The sequence below is a fragment of the Aeromonas hydrophila subsp. hydrophila ATCC 7966 genome (genome assembly GCF_000014805.1).
In the GTDB taxonomy this organism is placed as follows: Bacteria; Pseudomonadota; Gammaproteobacteria; order Enterobacterales; family Aeromonadaceae; genus Aeromonas; species Aeromonas hydrophila.
This window is the reverse complement of the sequence record NC_008570.1, coordinates 712,269-728,480: the sequence shown is the minus strand read 5'-3', so window position 1 is coordinate 728,480 and position 16,212 is coordinate 712,269. Positions and strand designations below refer to the sequence as shown.

The 16,212-nt window shown below is 59.1% G+C and carries 18 protein-coding genes; 4 read left to right on the top strand and 14 right to left on the bottom strand.

From position 1 onward, the window contains the following. Window positions 1-26 precede the first annotated feature (26 nt). Window positions 27-1,592: a murein biosynthesis integral membrane protein MurJ gene (gene murJ / locus AHA_RS03425; protein WP_011704641.1), complete on the bottom strand. Its 1,566-nt coding sequence runs from the start codon at window positions 1,590-1,592 to the stop codon at window positions 27-29. Between the two features lie 191 nt (window positions 1,593-1,783). On the opposite strand from murJ, the gene rpsT reads away from it, so the two are divergent. Next, window positions 1,784-2,047, top strand: a complete 264-nt coding sequence (gene rpsT, locus AHA_RS03420; protein WP_005308808.1) for a 30S ribosomal protein S20 — start codon at window positions 1,784-1,786, stop codon at window positions 2,045-2,047. Window positions 2,048-2,097: 50 nt separating this feature from the next. On the opposite strand, the gene AHA_RS03415 is transcribed toward rpsT, so the two are convergent. The 8 genes from AHA_RS03415 to rppH all read right to left on the bottom strand — a co-directional run bounded on the left by AHA_RS03415 (window position 2,098) and on the right by rppH (window position 9,697). After that, window positions 2,098-2,400 carry an ArsR/SmtB family transcription factor gene (locus AHA_RS03415; RefSeq protein ID WP_016349423.1) on the bottom strand — a complete coding sequence of 101 codons (303 nt, stop codon included), beginning with the start codon at window positions 2,398-2,400 and terminating at the stop codon, window positions 2,098-2,100. Window positions 2,401-2,449: 49 nt separating this feature from the next. Next, window positions 2,450-3,382 carry a transcriptional activator NhaR gene (gene nhaR / locus AHA_RS03410; RefSeq protein ID WP_011704639.1) on the bottom strand — a complete coding sequence of 311 codons (933 nt, stop codon included), beginning with the start codon at window positions 3,380-3,382 and terminating at the stop codon, window positions 2,450-2,452. Beyond that, window positions 3,369-3,776 (bottom strand): Rossmann-fold NAD(P)-binding domain-containing protein, encoded by a 408-nt coding sequence (locus AHA_RS03405; protein WP_026080223.1) that lies wholly within the window; start codon window positions 3,774-3,776, stop codon window positions 3,369-3,371. The genes nhaR and AHA_RS03405 overlap by 14 nt, the downstream gene beginning before the upstream one ends. Further along, window positions 3,773-4,963 (bottom strand): Na+/H+ antiporter NhaA, encoded by a 1,191-nt coding sequence (gene nhaA, locus AHA_RS03400; RefSeq protein WP_011704638.1) that lies wholly within the window; start codon window positions 4,961-4,963, stop codon window positions 3,773-3,775. Before nhaA ends, AHA_RS03405 begins: the two co-directional genes overlap by 4 nt. A 226-nt stretch (window positions 4,964-5,189) precedes the next feature. Further along, window positions 5,190-5,984: a thymidylate synthase gene (gene thyA, locus AHA_RS03395; protein ID WP_011704637.1), complete on the bottom strand. Its 795-nt coding sequence runs from the start codon at window positions 5,982-5,984 to the stop codon at window positions 5,190-5,192. Beyond that, window positions 5,984-6,808, bottom strand: a complete 825-nt coding sequence (gene lgt, locus AHA_RS03390) for a prolipoprotein diacylglyceryl transferase (RefSeq protein ID WP_011704636.1) — start codon at window positions 6,806-6,808, stop codon at window positions 5,984-5,986. The genes thyA and lgt overlap by 1 nt, the downstream gene beginning before the upstream one ends. Before the next feature lie 67 nt (window positions 6,809-6,875). Next, complete coding sequence (ptsP, locus tag AHA_RS03385) at window positions 6,876-9,155, bottom strand: phosphoenolpyruvate--protein phosphotransferase (protein ID WP_011704635.1); 2,280 nt, start codon at window positions 9,153-9,155, stop codon at window positions 6,876-6,878. A gap of 14 nt (window positions 9,156-9,169) precedes the next feature. Then, entirely contained in the window at window positions 9,170-9,697 is a 528-nt protein-coding gene (gene rppH, locus AHA_RS03380) for an RNA pyrophosphohydrolase (RefSeq protein WP_011704634.1), read from the bottom strand. A 733-nt stretch (window positions 9,698-10,430) separates the two neighbouring features. On the opposite strand from rppH, the gene mutH reads away from it, so the two are divergent. Both mutH and AHA_RS03370 read left to right on the top strand, forming a co-directional pair. Further along, entirely contained in the window at window positions 10,431-11,105 is a 675-nt protein-coding gene (gene mutH, locus AHA_RS03375; RefSeq protein ID WP_011704633.1) for a DNA mismatch repair endonuclease MutH, read from the top strand. Between the two features lie 82 nt (window positions 11,106-11,187). Further along, entirely contained in the window at window positions 11,188-11,517 is a 330-nt protein-coding gene (locus AHA_RS03370; protein ID WP_011704632.1) for an isoamylase early set domain-containing protein, read from the top strand. Window positions 11,518-11,620: 103 nt separating this feature from the next. On the opposite strand, the gene rplS is transcribed toward AHA_RS03370, so the two are convergent. From rplS to ffh, 5 genes are all read right to left on the bottom strand, one after another. Then, window positions 11,621-11,968, bottom strand: coding sequence for a 50S ribosomal protein L19 (rplS, locus tag AHA_RS03365; protein WP_005313505.1), 348 nt, complete (start codon window positions 11,966-11,968; stop codon window positions 11,621-11,623). Window positions 11,969-12,000: 32 nt separating this feature from the next. Then, window positions 12,001-12,750: a tRNA (guanosine(37)-N1)-methyltransferase TrmD gene (gene trmD, locus AHA_RS03360; RefSeq protein ID WP_011704631.1), complete on the bottom strand. Its 750-nt coding sequence runs from the start codon at window positions 12,748-12,750 to the stop codon at window positions 12,001-12,003. Window positions 12,751-12,784: 34 nt separating this feature from the next. Then, complete coding sequence (gene rimM, locus AHA_RS03355) at window positions 12,785-13,306, bottom strand: ribosome maturation factor RimM (RefSeq protein ID WP_011704630.1); 522 nt, start codon at window positions 13,304-13,306, stop codon at window positions 12,785-12,787. Between the two features lie 24 nt (window positions 13,307-13,330). Further along, window positions 13,331-13,579 (bottom strand): 30S ribosomal protein S16, encoded by a 249-nt coding sequence (gene rpsP, locus AHA_RS03350; protein ID WP_005341383.1) that lies wholly within the window; start codon window positions 13,577-13,579, stop codon window positions 13,331-13,333. Between the two features lie 184 nt (window positions 13,580-13,763). Then, the gene (gene ffh / locus AHA_RS03345; RefSeq protein WP_011704629.1) at window positions 13,764-15,140 is read right to left on the bottom strand and encodes a signal recognition particle protein; all 1,377 of its coding nucleotides are present in this window, start codon (window positions 15,138-15,140) and stop codon (window positions 13,764-13,766) included. Between the two features lie 274 nt (window positions 15,141-15,414). Between ffh and AHA_RS03340 the strand changes: the two genes are divergently transcribed. Next, the gene (locus AHA_RS03340; protein WP_011704628.1) at window positions 15,415-16,206 is read left to right on the top strand and encodes a cytochrome C assembly family protein; all 792 of its coding nucleotides are present in this window, start codon (window positions 15,415-15,417) and stop codon (window positions 16,204-16,206) included. Window positions 16,207-16,212: the final 6 nt, after the last annotated feature.

Sequence of the window (16,212 nt, the reverse complement as noted above, 5' to 3'; positions counted from 1 at the left end):
CGGGACTTCCGCCATGGCGCGCCGACTCAGTCATCCCGCCCCGCTCTCAGATCTTTTGGCCGAATACCCAGCGCCAGCAGGACACCGGCATAGATGGCGCCCCCCAGTACCAGCAGCATGGTCAGCTGCATGCTCGCCTTGCTCATGTGCCAGGCGCCCCATTGGGCCAGATCCGGCGAGAAGTAAAGGAGCACGCTCCCCATCAGCAGACTTGCGGTCAGCAGCTTGAGGCAGAATACCCCGGTGTGGCGGGAGGGCCGGTAGACGTTCTGCTGATGGAGCCCCTTGAACAGCAGGGCCGCGTTCAGCGTGCCCGAGCAGGCAGTCGACAGCGCCAGCCCCACGTAACCGAGCGGATAGATGAAGATGAGGTTGCAGGCCATGTTGGCCGCCATCGACATCATCCCGATCCGCACCGGGGTGCGGGTATCCTGGCGGGCATAGTAGCCGGGGGCCAGCACCTTGATCAGCATCAGCGACAGCAGGCCCGTGGTGGATGCCAGCAGGCTGGCGCTGGACATGCTCACCTCATGCAAGCCGAACTCGCCGCGCATGAACAGTACCCGCAGAATGGGTTCGCGCAGCACGGCGATGCCCACCATGGCCGGCAGGCCGAGCAGCATCACCATCCGTACCCCCCAGTCCATGGTGCGGGAGAAGTCGGCCGGATCAGCATCCACGTGTTTTTTGGCCAGCGCCGGCAGAATGACGGTACTGATGGCGACACCGAACATGCCGAGCGGGAACTCCAGCAGTCGATCCGAGTAGTAGAGATAGCTGATGGCGCCGGTCGCCAGGAACGAGGCGAGCATGGTGTTGACCAGCAGGTTGATCTGGCTGACCGACACCCCGAACAACGCCGGGATCATCAGGGTGCGGATCTTCACCACCCCCGGATGGTGCCAACCCCACTTGGGCCACACCAGCATGTTGATCTGGCGCAGGAACGGGAACTGGAACAGGAACTGCACCAGACCACCGAGGAAGACACCGATGGCCAGCGCCAGTTCAGGGTCGTCCAGCCAGGGCGAGATCCACCAGGCGGCGGCGATCATGGTGATGTTGAGAAAGATCGGCGTAAAGGAGGAGACCCCGAAGCGGCCGAAGGTATTGAGGATGGCCCCCGCCATGGCGGTAAAGGTGATGAACCAGAGATAGGGGAAGGTGATCTTGAGCATCAGGCTCGCCATCTCGAACTTCTCGGCCGCCGGCCCGCCGTGCAACCAGTCCCAGAACCAGCCCCAACCGAACAGGGCGGTCAGCACGCCGGAGCCCAGCACCCCGAGCAGGGTGACCACGGTGACGATCCCCCCTAGGGTGCCCGCCACTGCGGCCAGCAACTCGCGCACCTCGCTCTCGTCGCCCTTTTTCTTGTACTCCGTCATCACGGGAACAAAGGCCTGGTTGAAGGCACCTTCGGCGAACAGGCGACGCAGAAAGTTGGGAATGCGGTTGGCAAAGAAGAAGACGTCTGCGGCCACCCCGGCACCGAGCAGATTTGCGATGACCACATCGCGCACCAAGCCCATCACGCGGGACGCCAACGTCATTCCGGACACTATCATGCCGGATTTGATCAATTTCTTACTCAAGACGAGGCCTCTGGAACTGTCGGAAAGAAAAGAATGCTGTTAGAATCGGCCGACAGTTTAACCGTCTCCCATCTGACACACCACCGGGGGGCGGTGTTTATTTGCACAAATCATTTGACAATATGTGGTTGAGAAGGCATATTTCCGGGCCTTTTCAATACACTCGCTAAGACAGTTTTAGGAGTTTTACCTTGGCTAACATCAAATCTGCTAAGAAGCGCGCTCTTCAGTCAGAGAAACGTCGTCAGCACAACGCCAGCCGTCGTTCCATGACCCGTACCTACCTGAAGAAAGTCATCGCTGCCATCGCCTCTGGCGACAAGGCTGCCGCGACTGCCGCTTTCGCTGTTGCTCAGCCGATCATGGATCGTATGGCGACCAAAGGCCTGATCCACAAGAACAAAGCTGCTCGTCACAAGAGCCGCCTGTCTGCCCAGATCAAAGCTATGGCTTAATTCAGCATCCGCTGAACAAAGCTAAAAAAACCGGCCTTCGTGCCGGTTTTTTATTTCTGTTCGCTGCAGTACAACTTGTGCAGCAATCCTATCATCTCGCGCACCTCGTGGCTGCGCAGCGAATAGTAGACCGTCTGGGCCTCCTTGCGCGTCTCCACCAGTTCATCCCGCCGCAACACAGCCAGATGCTGTGACAACGCCGACTGGCTCAAACCCAGCCGCTCATTGAGCTCGCCCACCGACAGCTCCCGCTCCAGCAGCTGACACAGGATAAACAAGCGCCGCTCGTTGGCCAGCGCCTTGAGCAGAGCGACCGCCCGGCTTGCATTTGCCTCCATCTCTTCCAGTTGCATCTCATTCCCTCTCGTTCGAGGCAAGAATCATACTCTGTGGCCCGTCGATTTAAAATGACAGGGTTGCCGGTTGAATCGTGGTGAAATCCTCCTGACCGGCAAACAGAAAGGAGAAATCGCTCTCGCATACCCGTTTTACCGCCGGATGCTGGATCATCCGTTCGGCGAAGATGACGTAGTACTCCTCCATCAGATCCTGGGTCTCCCCCAGCAGCATCACCTCCTCCCCCTCCAGGATCTCCTCCCGATAGATGGTGGGAGCCATGAAGATGCCCTGGTTGAAGAAGCCGAATGCCTTCATCAGGGCCGCATCGTCAAACTCGCCGAGGATGCTGGGCGATACGCCCTGCTGCTCGAACCACTGGGTCAGCTGGCGGCCCATGGCGGTGCGCCGGCCCGGGATCAGCAGCTTGCGCTCCTCCAGACAGGCCGGAAAAGGGAGCAATGGCAGTGGCGCCTTGCAGAAGAAGCTGACCCCGCAGCCACCAAGCCGCTTGGAGAGCAGGCCGGCGTGCTGGCTGGAGTCCACCGGGCAGTCCGACAGGATCATGTCGAGCTTGTGCTCGCTCAGCTGTTCCAGCAGCAACTCGTGGGTCGATTCGAAGCAGCGCAGGTGGATGGAGCCGTCGTTGGGGATGACGGAGAGCAGTACCCGGCTGGCAAGGCGTTTGGAGAGCGCATCGGCGATGCCGACGTCGAACAGGATCTGGCTCTCCTTGCGGTAGTTGACGATATCCAGCATCTCGTAGGAGAGGCTGAACATCTTGTCGGCATAGCGAAACACCAGCTGACCCAGCTCGGTCGCCTCGAGGGAGCGCCCTTTGCGCATCAACAGCTTGCCGCCCAGGCGCTGCTCCAGCAGCTTGATCTGGCCGGTGACGGTCTGCGGGGTCAAGAAGAGGGCTTCCGCCGCTTGCGTGACGGAGCCCTTCTTCTGAGTCATCCAAAAATAGTAAAGATGGTTGTAGTTAAGGTGTGACATCCGATGGGGTTCCCGCGCTGCGCGGACTCCGGTAGCAACTGAGTTCAGCCGCCAGAATGTCATACATGTCGCTGATCGAGTCAACCTTGTTCGCGTCGAACTGCGCCTGCAGATGGGCCTTGAGGCGGGCCGGATCCGGCATCCGCTCCCCGCAGTAACGCTTGTTGGACTGTTTGACCCGCTCGCCGGCCCGGCTGCTCAGTGCCCGTTCAGCGAAGGTCTCGCCAAACTGGGCCTTGGCCTGCTTGTCCCCCAGCATCAGGGCGCTGTCGACCACCCCGTTGAGGTAGGCCGAGCAGCCGGCCGAGGCCGCATCTTGCTGGCAATCCTGCAGACTGCCGGCCCAGGCCGTCTGGCTCAGCGCCAGCAAGGCCAGCCATCCTAGTCTTTTCATAACCCCTCCGTGCTTTGGTCGGCCTCCCGGTTCGGGAGCGCTATGCGCAGGGCGAGATAACCGACGATCGCCGCCAGGGTCGATCCCACCAGGATCCCGAGGCGCGAATAGCTGCCGTAATCCAACCCGCCGTGCTCGAAGGCCAGCGAGGCGATGAACATCGACATGGTAAAGCCGATGCCACACAGGATGCTGACCGCGAAGATCTGTTTGAAATTGACCCCGTTGGGCAATTGGGCAATGCCGAGCTTCACCGCCAGCCAGCTGATGGTGAACACCCCGAGCGGCTTGCCGATGAACAGACCCAGCATGATGCCGAGCGGCACCGGGCTCAGCAGGGCGGAGAGACCAATCCCCTCCAGCGACACCCCGGCATTGGCAAAGGCGAACAGCGGCAGGATCAGGTAGGCACTCCAGGGGTGCAGGGCATGCTCCAGCTGCTTGAGTGGCGAGGCATAACGCTTGCCGCTGAGCGGGATCATGAAGCCCACGATGACCCCGGCCAGGGTCGCATGGACGCCCGATTTCAGCACCGCCACCCAGAGCACCAGCCCCACCAGCATGTAGAGGCTGATCCGATCCTCGCCGCGGCGGTTCATCCACAGCAGGGTCAGGGTCGCCAGGATGCCGATCGCCAGCGCCGTCAGCGACAGCTGCTGGGTGTAGAACAGCGCGATGATGATGATCACACCCAGGTCATCCATGATGGCCAGCGCCAGCAGGAACACCTTGAGGCTCACCGGCACCCGCTTGCCCAGCAGCGCCATCACCCCGAGGGCGAAGGCAATGTCGGTGGCGGCGGGAATCGCCCAGCCGGCACGCGCCACTTCATCCGAGTAGTTGAAGAAGGCATAGATGAGCGCGGGCGCCAGCATGCCGCCCACCGCGGCGATGGCCGGGAAGGTGGCCTGCACCCGGGAAGAGAGAGCCCCTTCCAGCATCTCGCGCTTCACTTCGAGGCCGACCAGCAGGAAGAAGACGGCCATGAAGCCATCGTTGATCCAGAGCAGCAGCGGCTTGTTGATGTCGAGGGCGGCGATGCGCACCTGCACCTGGGTATCGAGGAAGGCCTGATAGCTGCCGGCCAGGCCGCTGTTGGCCAGGATCATCGCCAGCATAGCCGCCATGATCAGAATTATTCCGGAGGCGGCCTCCAGCTTGAGGAACTTTTTGATTACGTCGCTCATGGTTAAATTATCCACAGTATTACTTTGTTTTGAGTCTATATCCCATAACAATTAATGGAAAATCGTTTCTTACTGCGAAATACAACGAGAAAACCGAAGGCAAAATCAAACATGTCTGCTATAAGCAGGTTTTCTCCCATACGGATATCACTCGAAGCCCAGTCATCAGAATGAATATCCTGTGGTTTTTATGCATAAAAAAGGCGCCTCATGGGCGCCTTTCACATCAGATGGCGACGGGCGCCTTGATGCCGGGATGGGGGTCGTAACCCTCTATTTCGAAATCCTCGAACTTGTAATCGAAGATGGAGTCCGGCTTGCGTTTGATCACCAGAGTCGGCAGCGGGCGCGGCTCGCGGGTGAGCTGCAGCGCGGTCTGCTCCATGTGGTTGGAGTAGAGGTGCACATCACCACCGGTCCAGACGAAGTCGCCCACTTCCAGGTCACACTGCTGGGCCATCATGTGGGTCAGCAGTGCGTAGCTGGCGATGTTGAACGGCAGGCCGAGGAACACGTCACAGCTGCGCTGGTAGAGCTGGCAGGAGAGCTTGCCGTCGGCCACGTAGAACTGGAAGAAGGCGTGGCAGGGAGCCAGCGCCATCTTGTCCAGCTCGCCCACGTTCCAGGCGGAGACGATGATGCGGCGCGAATCCGGATTGTGCTTGATGTCGTCCACTGCCTTCTGGATCTGATCGATGACAGACCCGTCAGCCGCCGGCCAGGAGCGCCACTGGGCACCATACACCGGCCCCAGATCGCCGTTCTCGTCGGCCCACTCATCCCAGATGCTGACGCCGTGCTCTTTTAGGTAGGCGGTGTTGGTATCGCCATTGAGGAACCACAGCAGCTCGTGAATGATGGAGCGCAGGTGGCACTTCTTGGTGGTGACCAGCGGGAAGCCTTCCGCCAGATTGAAGCGCATCTGATGGCCGAACAGGGAGATGGTGCCGGTACCGGTACGGTCGGATTTGACGGTCCCTTCATCGAGGATCTTCTGCATCAGGTCGAGATAGGCTCGCATTACTTTGCCTCCTTGACGCTGTTACCGAACAGCTGCGGGCGCTTGTAGGCAACCCAGATCATCAGGGCACCGATGATGATCATCGGGGTGGAGAGGATCTGGCCCATGCTGATCTCCTGGAAGTAGAGACCGAGCTGGCTGTCCGGCTGGCGTACGAACTCCACCAGGAAGCGGAACAGGCCGTAGAACAGCAGGAACATGCCGGAGATGGCGCCCCGGGGCGGGTTCTTGCGCCAGAACAGGTTGAGGATGATGAACAGTACCACCCCTTCCAGCGCGAACTGATAGAGCTGGGACGGATGACGCGGCTCGGGACCTGCCTCCGGGAAGATGATGGCCCAGGGCACATCGGTGACCCGGCCCCACAGCTCGCCATTGAGGAAGTTGCCGATGCGGCCGACGCCGAGGCCGAACGGAATGAGCGGTGCCACGAAGTCAGCCACGGTGAAGAAGTGGCGATTGGTCTTGTGGGCAAACCAGACCATGGCGGTAATGACCCCGATCAGGCCGCCGTGGAACGACATGCCACCGGTCCAGATCTTGAACAGGTAGAGAGGATCGGCCAGGAACATGTCGAAGTTGTAGAACAGCACGTAACCGACCCGGCCACCCAGGATCACCCCGAGGAAGCCGTAAAACAGCAGGTCCGAGACCTCGTTGCGAGTCCAGCCACTATTCGGCGCATCCGCGCGGCGCCCCGCCAGCCACATGGCAAAGGCGAAACCAAACAGGTACATGAGACCATACCAGCGTACCGATAGTGGTCCCAAACTGAATGCTACGGGATCAATCTGCGAGAAAACCCAATATCCATCGTGCTGCATATGCGGCCCCAGTCATAAGAAAAGCCGCATTTTCCGATCATTCGTCAGCAGGGACAAGGCATGATTATCAATCAGTCTGTTTCGTTTTGTGACCGGCGCGCAGCAAACCGCCCAGGCCGTGCTCTTCCAGATAGCGGGCAAACAGGCCGCGCAGCACGTGCGGGTTGTCGTGCTTGAGGCCATCCGTCAGCAACACCGTCAGTTCGCTCAGGGTGGACTGGCGCAGCACGTACTTGATGCGAGCGATGTTGTGGGTGTTCATGCTGAAGCGGCGATAGCCCATGGCCAGCAGCAGCAGCACCCCGACCGGATCACCGGCCAGCTCGCCACACACCGACACCGGCTTCTGGTAACGATGGGAGGCATCGACCAGCAGTTGCAGGGCGCGGATCACCGCCGGATGGAAGGCATCGTAGATGTTGGCGACGCGAGCGTTGTTGCGATCCACCGCCAGCAGGTACTGGGTCAGATCGTTGCTGCCCACCGACCAGAAATCGATGAGCGGTGCCATTTCGGGCAGGATGTAGAGGGCGGAAGGCACCTCGATCATCACCCCCAGGCTCGGGTAGCGGATCACCGCCTCACGGCTGGCCGCCTCTTCCGACACTTCTCGCCAGGCCTGATCCAGCAGGCGGCGGGAAGCCTTGATTTCACTGACGCTGCTGATCATCGGCAGCATGATGGCCAGATTGTCCAACCCTTCGCTGGCCCGCAGCATCGCCTTGAGCTGCACCAGGAACAGTTCTGGGTGATCCAGGGTGAGCCGGATCCCCCGCCAGCCAAGGAAGGGGTTTTCCTCGACGATGGGGAAATAGGGCAGCTGCTTGTCGCCGCCCACATCCAGGGTCCGCATGCAGACCGGCCGGTTGCGGTAGGTCTCCAGAATGCCGCGATAACGGGCGGTCTGCTCCCACTCGGAGGGGAAGCTGTCCTGCAGCATGAAGGGGATTTCGGTGCGATAGAGGCCGACCCCGTCCGCCAGCTGATTGAGGGATATTTCGGTGTCGGCACTGAGCCCGGCGTTGAGCAGCAGAGAGACTGGCACGCCATCGGCCGTCTCGGAGGGCTGGTTGTCGACGCTGCGCACCAGAGTATCGAGCGCCCGTTCCTCGCTCAGCAGCTGGCGGTACTCGGTCAGGATCACCTGATTGGGCTCGATGAAGAGATCGCCGCTGTAACCATCGACCACCAGCATGCGACCACCGATGTCGCCGAGCGGCAGATCCACCCCCATGATGGCCGCCACCCCCATGGCGCGAGCCAGAATGGCGGCGTGGGAGTTGGTGCCCCCCTTGAGCGACACTACCCCGGTCAGAAACTCGCGGGGGACTTCGGCCAGGATGGTAGCGGTCACCTCGTCGGCCACCAGCACCACCGGCTCGCCGATGGCGATATGCTCTGGCTCGTTTTGCACCAGCCGGCTGATGAGTCGCTGGGCGATGTCCTTCACATCGGTGGAGCGCTCCTGCAGGTAGGGATCCTTCATCCCCTTGAACTGATCGATCAGCCGGTCACTGATGAGCTTGACCGCCGATACCCCCGTCCAGTGCTCCTTGCTCACCTTGTTGCGAATGGGCTTGATGTAGCCCGGATCGTTCAGCAGATGCAGGTAGATGTCGAAGATGGCGACCGAGTCCTGGCTGTAGCTCTCGCGAAACCGCAGTGCCAGGCTCTCCAGATCGTGGCGCACCTCCTCCACCGCCACATTCAGCCGCTCCAGCTGTCTGGCGTGATCCTCATCCTTGCGTGGGGTGATGGAGTTGAGCTCCTTGCGCGGCCGCCACACCCAGGCCTTGGCCATGGCGATGCCGCTGGCACCGGCAATGCCACGCAGCGGCTTGCTCCAGTCGGTCTTCTGCAACCAGCCCTTGGCTTGAGCCTGGGCGATCCGGGCCGCCAGCTGGGCCGCCAGGGTCACCATGAAGGACTCTTCCCCCTCATCGAAGAGACGGCTCTCCTTCTGTTGCACCACCAGAATGCCCACCACCTGACGCTGATGCATGATGGGGGCGCCGAGGAAGGAACGAAACGCCTCTTCGGCCACATCGGGCAGGAACTTGAAGCTGGGATGGGAGGGGGCATCGGCCAGGTTGATCAGCTCTTCCCGCTGACCCACCAGACCGACGATGCCCTGCTCGAACGGCAGGGTGGCCTTGCCCACCGCCGACTCGGCCAGACCATCGGTCGCGGCCAGTCGGTAGCGGCGCATCTCGGGTTCTGAGACATAAACGGAACAGCAGTCCACCATCATGGCCAGCCGGGTCTGGCTGACCAGTGCCTGCAAGGCCAGCTCGAGGGTATTGGCCTCGGCCATGCTTTCGACGATGCGTCTGAGTTCCGTTAACAACTAATCTGTGCTCCTTAACGGGGGCGATTGCGCCGCCCATCCTTCTTGTTGACCTGAACTGCCGGCACCGGCATTGCCAGCGGGGCAAACTCCTTCATTACCCGTCGATAGACTTCCCGCTTGAAGGAGACGACCTGACGAACCGGGTACCAGAAGCTGACCCAACGCCAGTCATCAAACTCGGGATGACCATGACAGCCGAACTGGATCCTGGACTCCCTGCCCGGATCCAGCTGCAGCAAGAACCATTTTTGTTTTTGGCCAATACAGACCGGTGAACTGTCCCAACGAACGAGGCGTTTGGGCAAGCGGTACTTCAGCCAGTTGCGACTGGTGGCCATGATGGTCACATCTTCGGGCTTGAGGCCTATCTCCTCATACAGCTCACGATACATGGCCTGCTCCGGCGTCTCACCATCATCAACCCCTCCCTGCGGAAACTGCCAGGAGTGCTGCCCATAGCGCTTAGCCCACAATACTTGTCCGTCACGGTTACAGATCACGATTCCGACATTGGGACGAAACCCGTCGCCATCTATCACGTGATCACCTTATAAAGGCTGAATCTATAAGGGGATTGTTCCACATTCACCTCGTGGCAGCAAACAGGGACTGCGATCCCCCACTCATGAATAACTTTCAATTTCAAGCCGACTTATAAACAAATCCAAGGATCAACTGAGCCAAGTTGCCCACCCAGACTGTGCATAAGCCTGTGAGCAAGCAGGTATATACAGTAGTTTCATTTATCTGATCCAAACCAGGCGACAGCATACCCCATGTTGATAAAAACAGAATATGTATTTAAATACATGGTGTTAAACAATCAATGCTGGATCAAGATCCATGTCTTTCACGGCCGGCGATCCGGGATCTCGATTGTGAACAAGTTCGACTGTTCAAAGATCCACCACGGCTATTTTATCCACAGGAGTGGCACACTATCTGCTCTGGAATCGCCGTTAAAATCGGTGCTGTTTCACATTTTTTTGTAACAATGAGCCAACTATTAGCACTTGCCGGCAGTTATCCAAGATTTCTGTGGATAACTGTGTGCAACAGCGCGAGCAAACCCTTGGACAACTATTTTGAGCCTGGATCCTGCCGATCAATGACCGACGACATAGAGACAAATTCGTTTAAAATCATTATGATAAGCACTTACTCACAAAACAGCCCCCCCTGTGCATACCCCTGCCAGGATCGGTTATAAAAACAGCGATCCTCAGCGAGGATCAGAGTTGCTAGAATAATCCCCCTTTGCAGGAGTGACCCATGCCCACCAACCCCCAGTCAGAGCAGGAATTGCTGGCCCGCGCCTATGCCATGGCGGGCTTCACGCTGGCCCAGCTGGCCGCCACGGCCGACATCGCCGTGCCGGCGGATCTGCGTCGTGACAAGGGCTGGGTTGGCCAGCTGATCGAGTGGCAGCTGGGGGCCAGCGCCGGCAGCAAGCCCGAACAGGACTTCCCGGATCTCGGCATCGAACTCAAGACGATCCCCATCGATCCTCAGGGCAAACCGCTGGAGACGACCTTCGTCTGCGTGGCACCGCTGATCGGTGTCAGCGGCCAGCAGTGGGAACTATCCAATGTGCGCAACAAGCTCTCCCGCGTGCTCTGGATCCCGGTGGAGGGCAGCCGCGAGATCCCCATCGGTGAGCGCCGGATCGGCATGCCGCTGTTGTGGAGTCCGAATGAAGAGGAGGAGCGGCTGCTGCGCCAAGACTGGGAAGAGCTGATGGACATGATAGTGCTGGGAGAGGTGGAGCAGATCAGCGCCCGCCACGGCCAGGTGCTGCAACTGCGTCCCAAAGCGGCCAACAACAAGGCTCTGACCCGGGCCATCGGCCGCAATGGCCAACCGATCATGACCCTGCCGCGCGGCTTTTACCTCAAGATAGGCTTTACCCACGGGCTGCTGCAGCGCCACTTTGCCCTGCCCGCTTGATCTCTGTTATCAACATCTTTGTCATAAAGTGATATAAAAATAGCCAGCAGCTATTTCTTCGCAATCAGGACAAGGAGGCGTCATGCCGATCAACAAGCAATTTCTCAAGTCCCGCCCCGAGGTCAAGGTGACCTTTGCCGTGGAAAAAGAGGCAGCAGGAGAGGCCGAGCAGGTGCTGTTGCTGGGGGAGTTCAGCCAGTGGCAACCCATCGAGCTCAAGCGGATGAAGAGCGGTGAGTTCAAGACCACCCTCAATCTGCCGACCGACGGTCCCGCTCATTTCGAGTATTGCTACCAGCTGGTGCAACCCAACGGGGAGACCCACTACGACAACGACTGGGCGGCGGATGACTACGTGCCCGGTCCCTTCGGACGCGACAACTCGGTGGTGCGGGTCAGCCAGCCAGGTTGAGCCGACACACCCGAAAGCGGATACAAAAAAGGCTCGCCATTGGCGAGCCTTTTCACTACCTGTCGAGCTTTTCGCCGACATACCGACACCAATTCGAATCGAATTAGTTGAGCTTCTCTTTGATACGAGCAGCTTTGCCGGACAGGTTGCGCAGGTAGTACAGTTTGGCGCGGCGAACATCACCACGACGCTTCAGTTCTACACTGTGGATCAGCGGAGAGTGAGTCTGGAATACACGCTCAACACCTTCGCCGTTGGAGATCTTGCGAACGGTGAAAGCAGAGTGCAGACCGCGGTTACGCTTGGCAATAACGATGCCTTCGAAAGCCTGCAGACGCTCTTTACCACCTTCTTTAACACGAACTTGAACACGTACGGTGTCGCCCTGGGCAAAAGCCGGGATGTCGGTACGCAGTTGCTCTTGTTCAAGCTGCTGAATAATCTTGCTCATTGTCTTTCCTTACCTAGGATAAACTGAAAACTCTACTTAACGCTGTCACGCACTTCGCGGACATACTCGGCAAGAAGTGATTCTTGCTCGTCAGTCAGAGCTAGGTTGTTAATAAGTTCCGGCCTTCTCTGCCAGGTTCGTCCGAGCGATTGCTTGAGCCGCCAGCGCCGAATCACTTCGTGATTGCCGCTTGTCAGCGCCTCTGGCACCGCCAATCCATCCAACAACTCCGGCCGAGTGTAGTGGGGATGATCCAGCAGGCCATCCGTGAAGGAGTCCTGCTCGGCACTGGCCTGATCGCCCAAAACCCCCGGGACCAGACGCGAAACCGCATCGATCAGGGTCATGGCAGGCAATTCGCCACCACTTAACACGTAATCCCCGATAGACCACTCTTCGTCGACTTCGGTTTGTATCACGCGTTCATCGATACCTTCGTATCGACCGGCGACCAGAATCAGTTTCTGATTCGTCGCCAACTCGGTCACGCCCGCTTGAGTCAGCTTGCGTCCCTGAGGAGAGAGATAGATGACTTTCGCCCCGTCTCCCGCCGCTTGCTTGGCTGCATGAATCGCGTCACGCAGCGGCTGAACCATCATTAACATGCCGGGCCCACCACCATAAGGACGATCATCGACCGTACGGTGTTTGTCGTGGGTAAAGTCCCGGGGGTTCCAGCACTCAATCTGCAGCAGGCCACTCTTGACGGCCCGACCCGTTACCCCGTGCTCGGTAATGGCTCGGAACATTTCAGGGAAGAGGCTAATCACCCCAATCCACATAAGAAACCTCCGGCACCCGTGTTAGCGCGGGAAACTAGAAACCAGGATCCCAATCAACTTCGATTGTTCGAGCAGTCAGATCAATGTTCTTGATCACCTGCTCTTCCAGGAACGGAATCAACCGCTCCTTCGCACCAAAGGCATCTTTTACATTGGCCTCAACCACCAACACATCGTTGGAGCCGGTTTCCATCAATTCGGTCACCTTGCCCAGGTCGTATCCCTTGGTGGTCACTACCGAGCAACCAATCAGGTCACGCCAGTAGAACTCGCCCTCAGGCAACGCAGGCAACAGATCGGCGGCTACGCCAATCTCGACATTGGTCAATGCCAGGGCATCCTCGCGCACGTCGATACCATCGAGTTTGCAGATCAGACCCTTGTTGTGACGCTTCCAAGATGAAACCTGAATTTCACGCCACACCCCGTTCTGATTGATCAGCCAGGGGTTGTAATCGAAAATCGCTTCGGCAACATCGGTGAAGGAGTTCACTTTAAGCCAGCCCTTGATGCCGTAAACGGTACCCAGGGTGCCCAGAACTACAGGTTTTTCCACCTTAACTCCTTACCGTTTGGCTGATTAAGCAGCTTTGGCAGCGTCTTTGATCAGCTTGGCAACGCGGTCAGAAACAGCGGCACCAGTACCAACCCAATGCTCGATGCGAGCCAGGTCCAGGTTCAGCTTTTCAGCGTTACCAGAAGCAACCGGGTTGAAGAAACCAACGCGCTCGATGAAACGACCGTCACGGGCGTTACGGCTGTCAGCAACTACTACCTGGTAGAACGGACGCTTTTTCGCGCCACCACGTTGTAAACGAATGGTTACCATATCGTCCTCATTAACATCTAATGAACAAGGCCCGCAAACACGCGGACCCTAGCTTAAAATAAGCCGCGTAATTCTACTTGGATTCGTAATAATTGCAACCAAGCCAGCCATTTTTTGCACAAGCGGCCCCATGAAAAGGGCCCACCCATGGTGAGCCCTTGACGTGTGCATGACGACCCGGCAATCAGAAGGGGCCGCGGCCACCACCGAATCCCGGTGGCAGCATGTTCTTCATCTGCCCCATCATCTTGCGCATGCCACCCTTGCCGGACATCTTCTTCATCATCCGCTGCATCTCGGTGAACTGCTTGAGCAGCTTGTTCACATCCTGCACCTGCATGCCCGAGCCTGCAGCGATACGACGCTTGCGAGAGCCCTTGATGAGGTCGGGATGGGCACGCTCCTTGGGCGTCATGGAGCTGATGATGGCCTCCATCCGCACAGTGAGCTTGTCATCCATCTGATCCTTGATGTTGTCCGGCAGGCCGGACATGCCCGGCAGCTTGTCGAGCATGCCCATCATGCCGCCCATGTTGCGCATCTGGGCCAGCTGCTCGCGGAAATCTTCCAGATCGAAGCCCTTGCCGCTCTTGACCTTGCTGGCCAGCTTGGCCGCCTTCTCTTTATCGACGTTGCGCTCCACCTCTTCGATGAGAGAGAGCACGTCGCCCATGCCGAGGATGCGGGAGGCCAGACGATCCGGGTGGAACGGCTCCAGCGCATCGGTCTTCTCGCCCATACCGATGAACTTGACCGGCTTGCCGGTGATGTGGCGCACCGACAGGGCGGCACCACCGCGGGCATCACCGTCCGCCTTGGTGAGGATCACGCCGGTGAGCGGCAGCGCCTCGTTGAAGGCCTTGGCGGTGTTGGCGGCATCCTGACCGGTCATGGCATCCACCACGAACAGGGTCTCGACTGGCTTGATGGTAGCGTGGAGATGTTTGATCTCGTCCATCATGTCGCTGTCGACGTGCAGGCGGCCGGCGGTATCGACGATCACCACGTCATAGAACTTCTTGCGCGCCTGATCGATAGCCGCATTGGCGATGTCGACCGGCTTCTGGCTGGCATCGCTCGGGAAGAAGTCCACACCGATGTCATTGGCCAGGGTTTCCAGCTGTTTGATCGCCGCCGGACGATAGACGTCGGCACTGACTACCAGCACCTTTTTCTTGCTGCGCTCTTTGAGCAGCTTGGCCAGCTTGCCGACCGTGGTGGTTTTACCGGCACCCTGCAGACCCGCCATCAGGATGATGGCCGGTGGCTGGGCTGCCAGGTTGAGCTGCTCGTTGGCCTCCCCCATCACGGAGACCAGTTCGCCATGCACAATCTTGATGAAGGCCTGGCCCGGGCTCAGGGACTTGGCCACTTCCTGGCCAACCGCCCGCTCCTTGACGCGAGCCACGAAGTCACGCACCACCGGCAGGGCGACGTCCGCCTCGAGCAGCGCCATGCGAACTTCGCGCAAGGTCTCTTTGATGTTCTCTTCGGTCAGACGACCACGGCCGCTGACATTGCGCAGGGTGCGCGAGAGTCGTTCAGTCAAATTCTCAAACATGACGCATTCCGGTTCTTGGCGTAACAAATGGGGGCATTATACCTCAGCCGGCGCAATGAGGACGATTATTCGCCGCACACGACGGTGGCCTGCCCTCAAAAAGGGCTGGCGGCTGGTATTTCGGCCGGTGCCGGCGCACCTTCTGGTGCGCGCCGCTGCGGCAGACTGCTGCCTATATATGGGCGGATTGGCGGCTGCACAACTGGCGAGCACATCTTGTGCAAGGTATACTGCCCTTCCTATTCCCAATCGCTTGCTCGACAACGACCCGGTTATGATCGTGATCTCTGTTCTGGCCTTGGCGTTCTATCTGCTGGCCATCATCGCCTCTCTGCACCTGCTGCTCAGTGCCAAACCAGTGGGACAAGCCCCCCTGTTTGCCTGCATCGGACTGGCCCTGATCGCCCATGGCACCGCCGTGGCCGGCGAAGTGCTGGTGACTCACTCCGGCCAGAATCTGAGCATGCTCAACGTCGCCTCGCTGGTCAGTCTCATCATCAGCTGCTTCATGACCTGCGTCACCCGCCGCTTCAACGGCTGGATCCTGCTGCCGGTGGTCTACAGCTTCTCGGCCCTGCTGCTGGCCGCCAGCGCCCTCATTCCCGGTCGCTACATCACCCATCTGGAAGCCCATCCCCAGCTGCTGTTGCACATTGGTCTGGCGCTGATGGCCTACTCGGTATTGATGATCGCCTGCCTGTTTGCGCTGCAGCTCGCCTGTCTGGACCGGCAGCTGAAGTCGCGCAAGATCAGCCAGCTGCCCGCCATGCCGCCCCTGATGACGGTGGAGAAGCGGCTGTTCCAGCTCATCTCGGCGGGTCTGTTCCTGCTGACTCTCTCCATTGCCTCCGGCCTGTTCTTCCTCGAAGACATGTTCGCCCAGGGCAAATCCCACAAGGCCATCCTCTCGATCCTGGCCTGGTGCGTCTACGTGCTGCTGCTGTGGGGCCACCATACTCGTGGCTGGCGCGGCCGCAAGGTCATCACCCTGAGCCTGATCGGCAGCTTCATTCTGACCCTGGCCTATTTTGGCAGCCGCTTCGTCAAAGAAGTCTTGTTGAGCTGACCGCCG

Bases quoted from the DNA above. Each gene is read 5' to 3' on its own strand.
- AHA_RS03415 (WP_016349423.1), bottom strand. From the start codon at position 2,400: ATGCAACTGGAAGAGATGGAGGCAAATGCAAGCCGGGCGGTCGCTCTG.
- nhaR (WP_011704639.1), bottom strand. From the start codon at position 3,382: ATGTCACACCTTAACTACAACCATCTTTACTATTTTTGGATGACTCAG.
- AHA_RS03405 (WP_026080223.1), bottom strand. From the start codon at position 3,776: ATGAAAAGACTAGGATGGCTGGCCTTGCTGGCGCTGAGCCAGACGGCC.
- nhaA (WP_011704638.1), bottom strand. From the start codon at position 4,963: ATGAGCGACGTAATCAAAAAGTTCCTCAAGCTGGAGGCCGCCTCCGGA.
- thyA (WP_011704637.1), bottom strand. From the start codon at position 5,984: ATGCGAGCCTATCTCGACCTGATGCAGAAGATCCTCGATGAAGGGACC.
- lgt (WP_011704636.1), bottom strand. From the start codon at position 6,808: ATGCAGCACGATGGATATTGGGTTTTCTCGCAGATTGATCCCGTAGCA.
- mutH (WP_011704633.1), top strand. From the start codon at position 10,431: ATGCCCACCAACCCCCAGTCAGAGCAGGAATTGCTGGCCCGCGCCTAT.
- AHA_RS03370 (WP_011704632.1), top strand. From the start codon at position 11,188: ATGCCGATCAACAAGCAATTTCTCAAGTCCCGCCCCGAGGTCAAGGTG.
- rplS (WP_005313505.1), bottom strand. From the start codon at position 11,968: ATGAGCAAGATTATTCAGCAGCTTGAACAAGAGCAACTGCGTACCGAC.
- trmD (WP_011704631.1), bottom strand. From the start codon at position 12,750: ATGTGGATTGGGGTGATTAGCCTCTTCCCTGAAATGTTCCGAGCCATT.
- rpsP (WP_005341383.1), bottom strand. From the start codon at position 13,579: ATGGTAACCATTCGTTTACAACGTGGTGGCGCGAAAAAGCGTCCGTTC.
- ffh (WP_011704629.1), bottom strand. From the start codon at position 15,140: ATGTTTGAGAATTTGACTGAACGACTCTCGCGCACCCTGCGCAATGTC.
- AHA_RS03340 (WP_011704628.1), top strand. From the start codon at position 15,415: ATGATCGTGATCTCTGTTCTGGCCTTGGCGTTCTATCTGCTGGCCATC.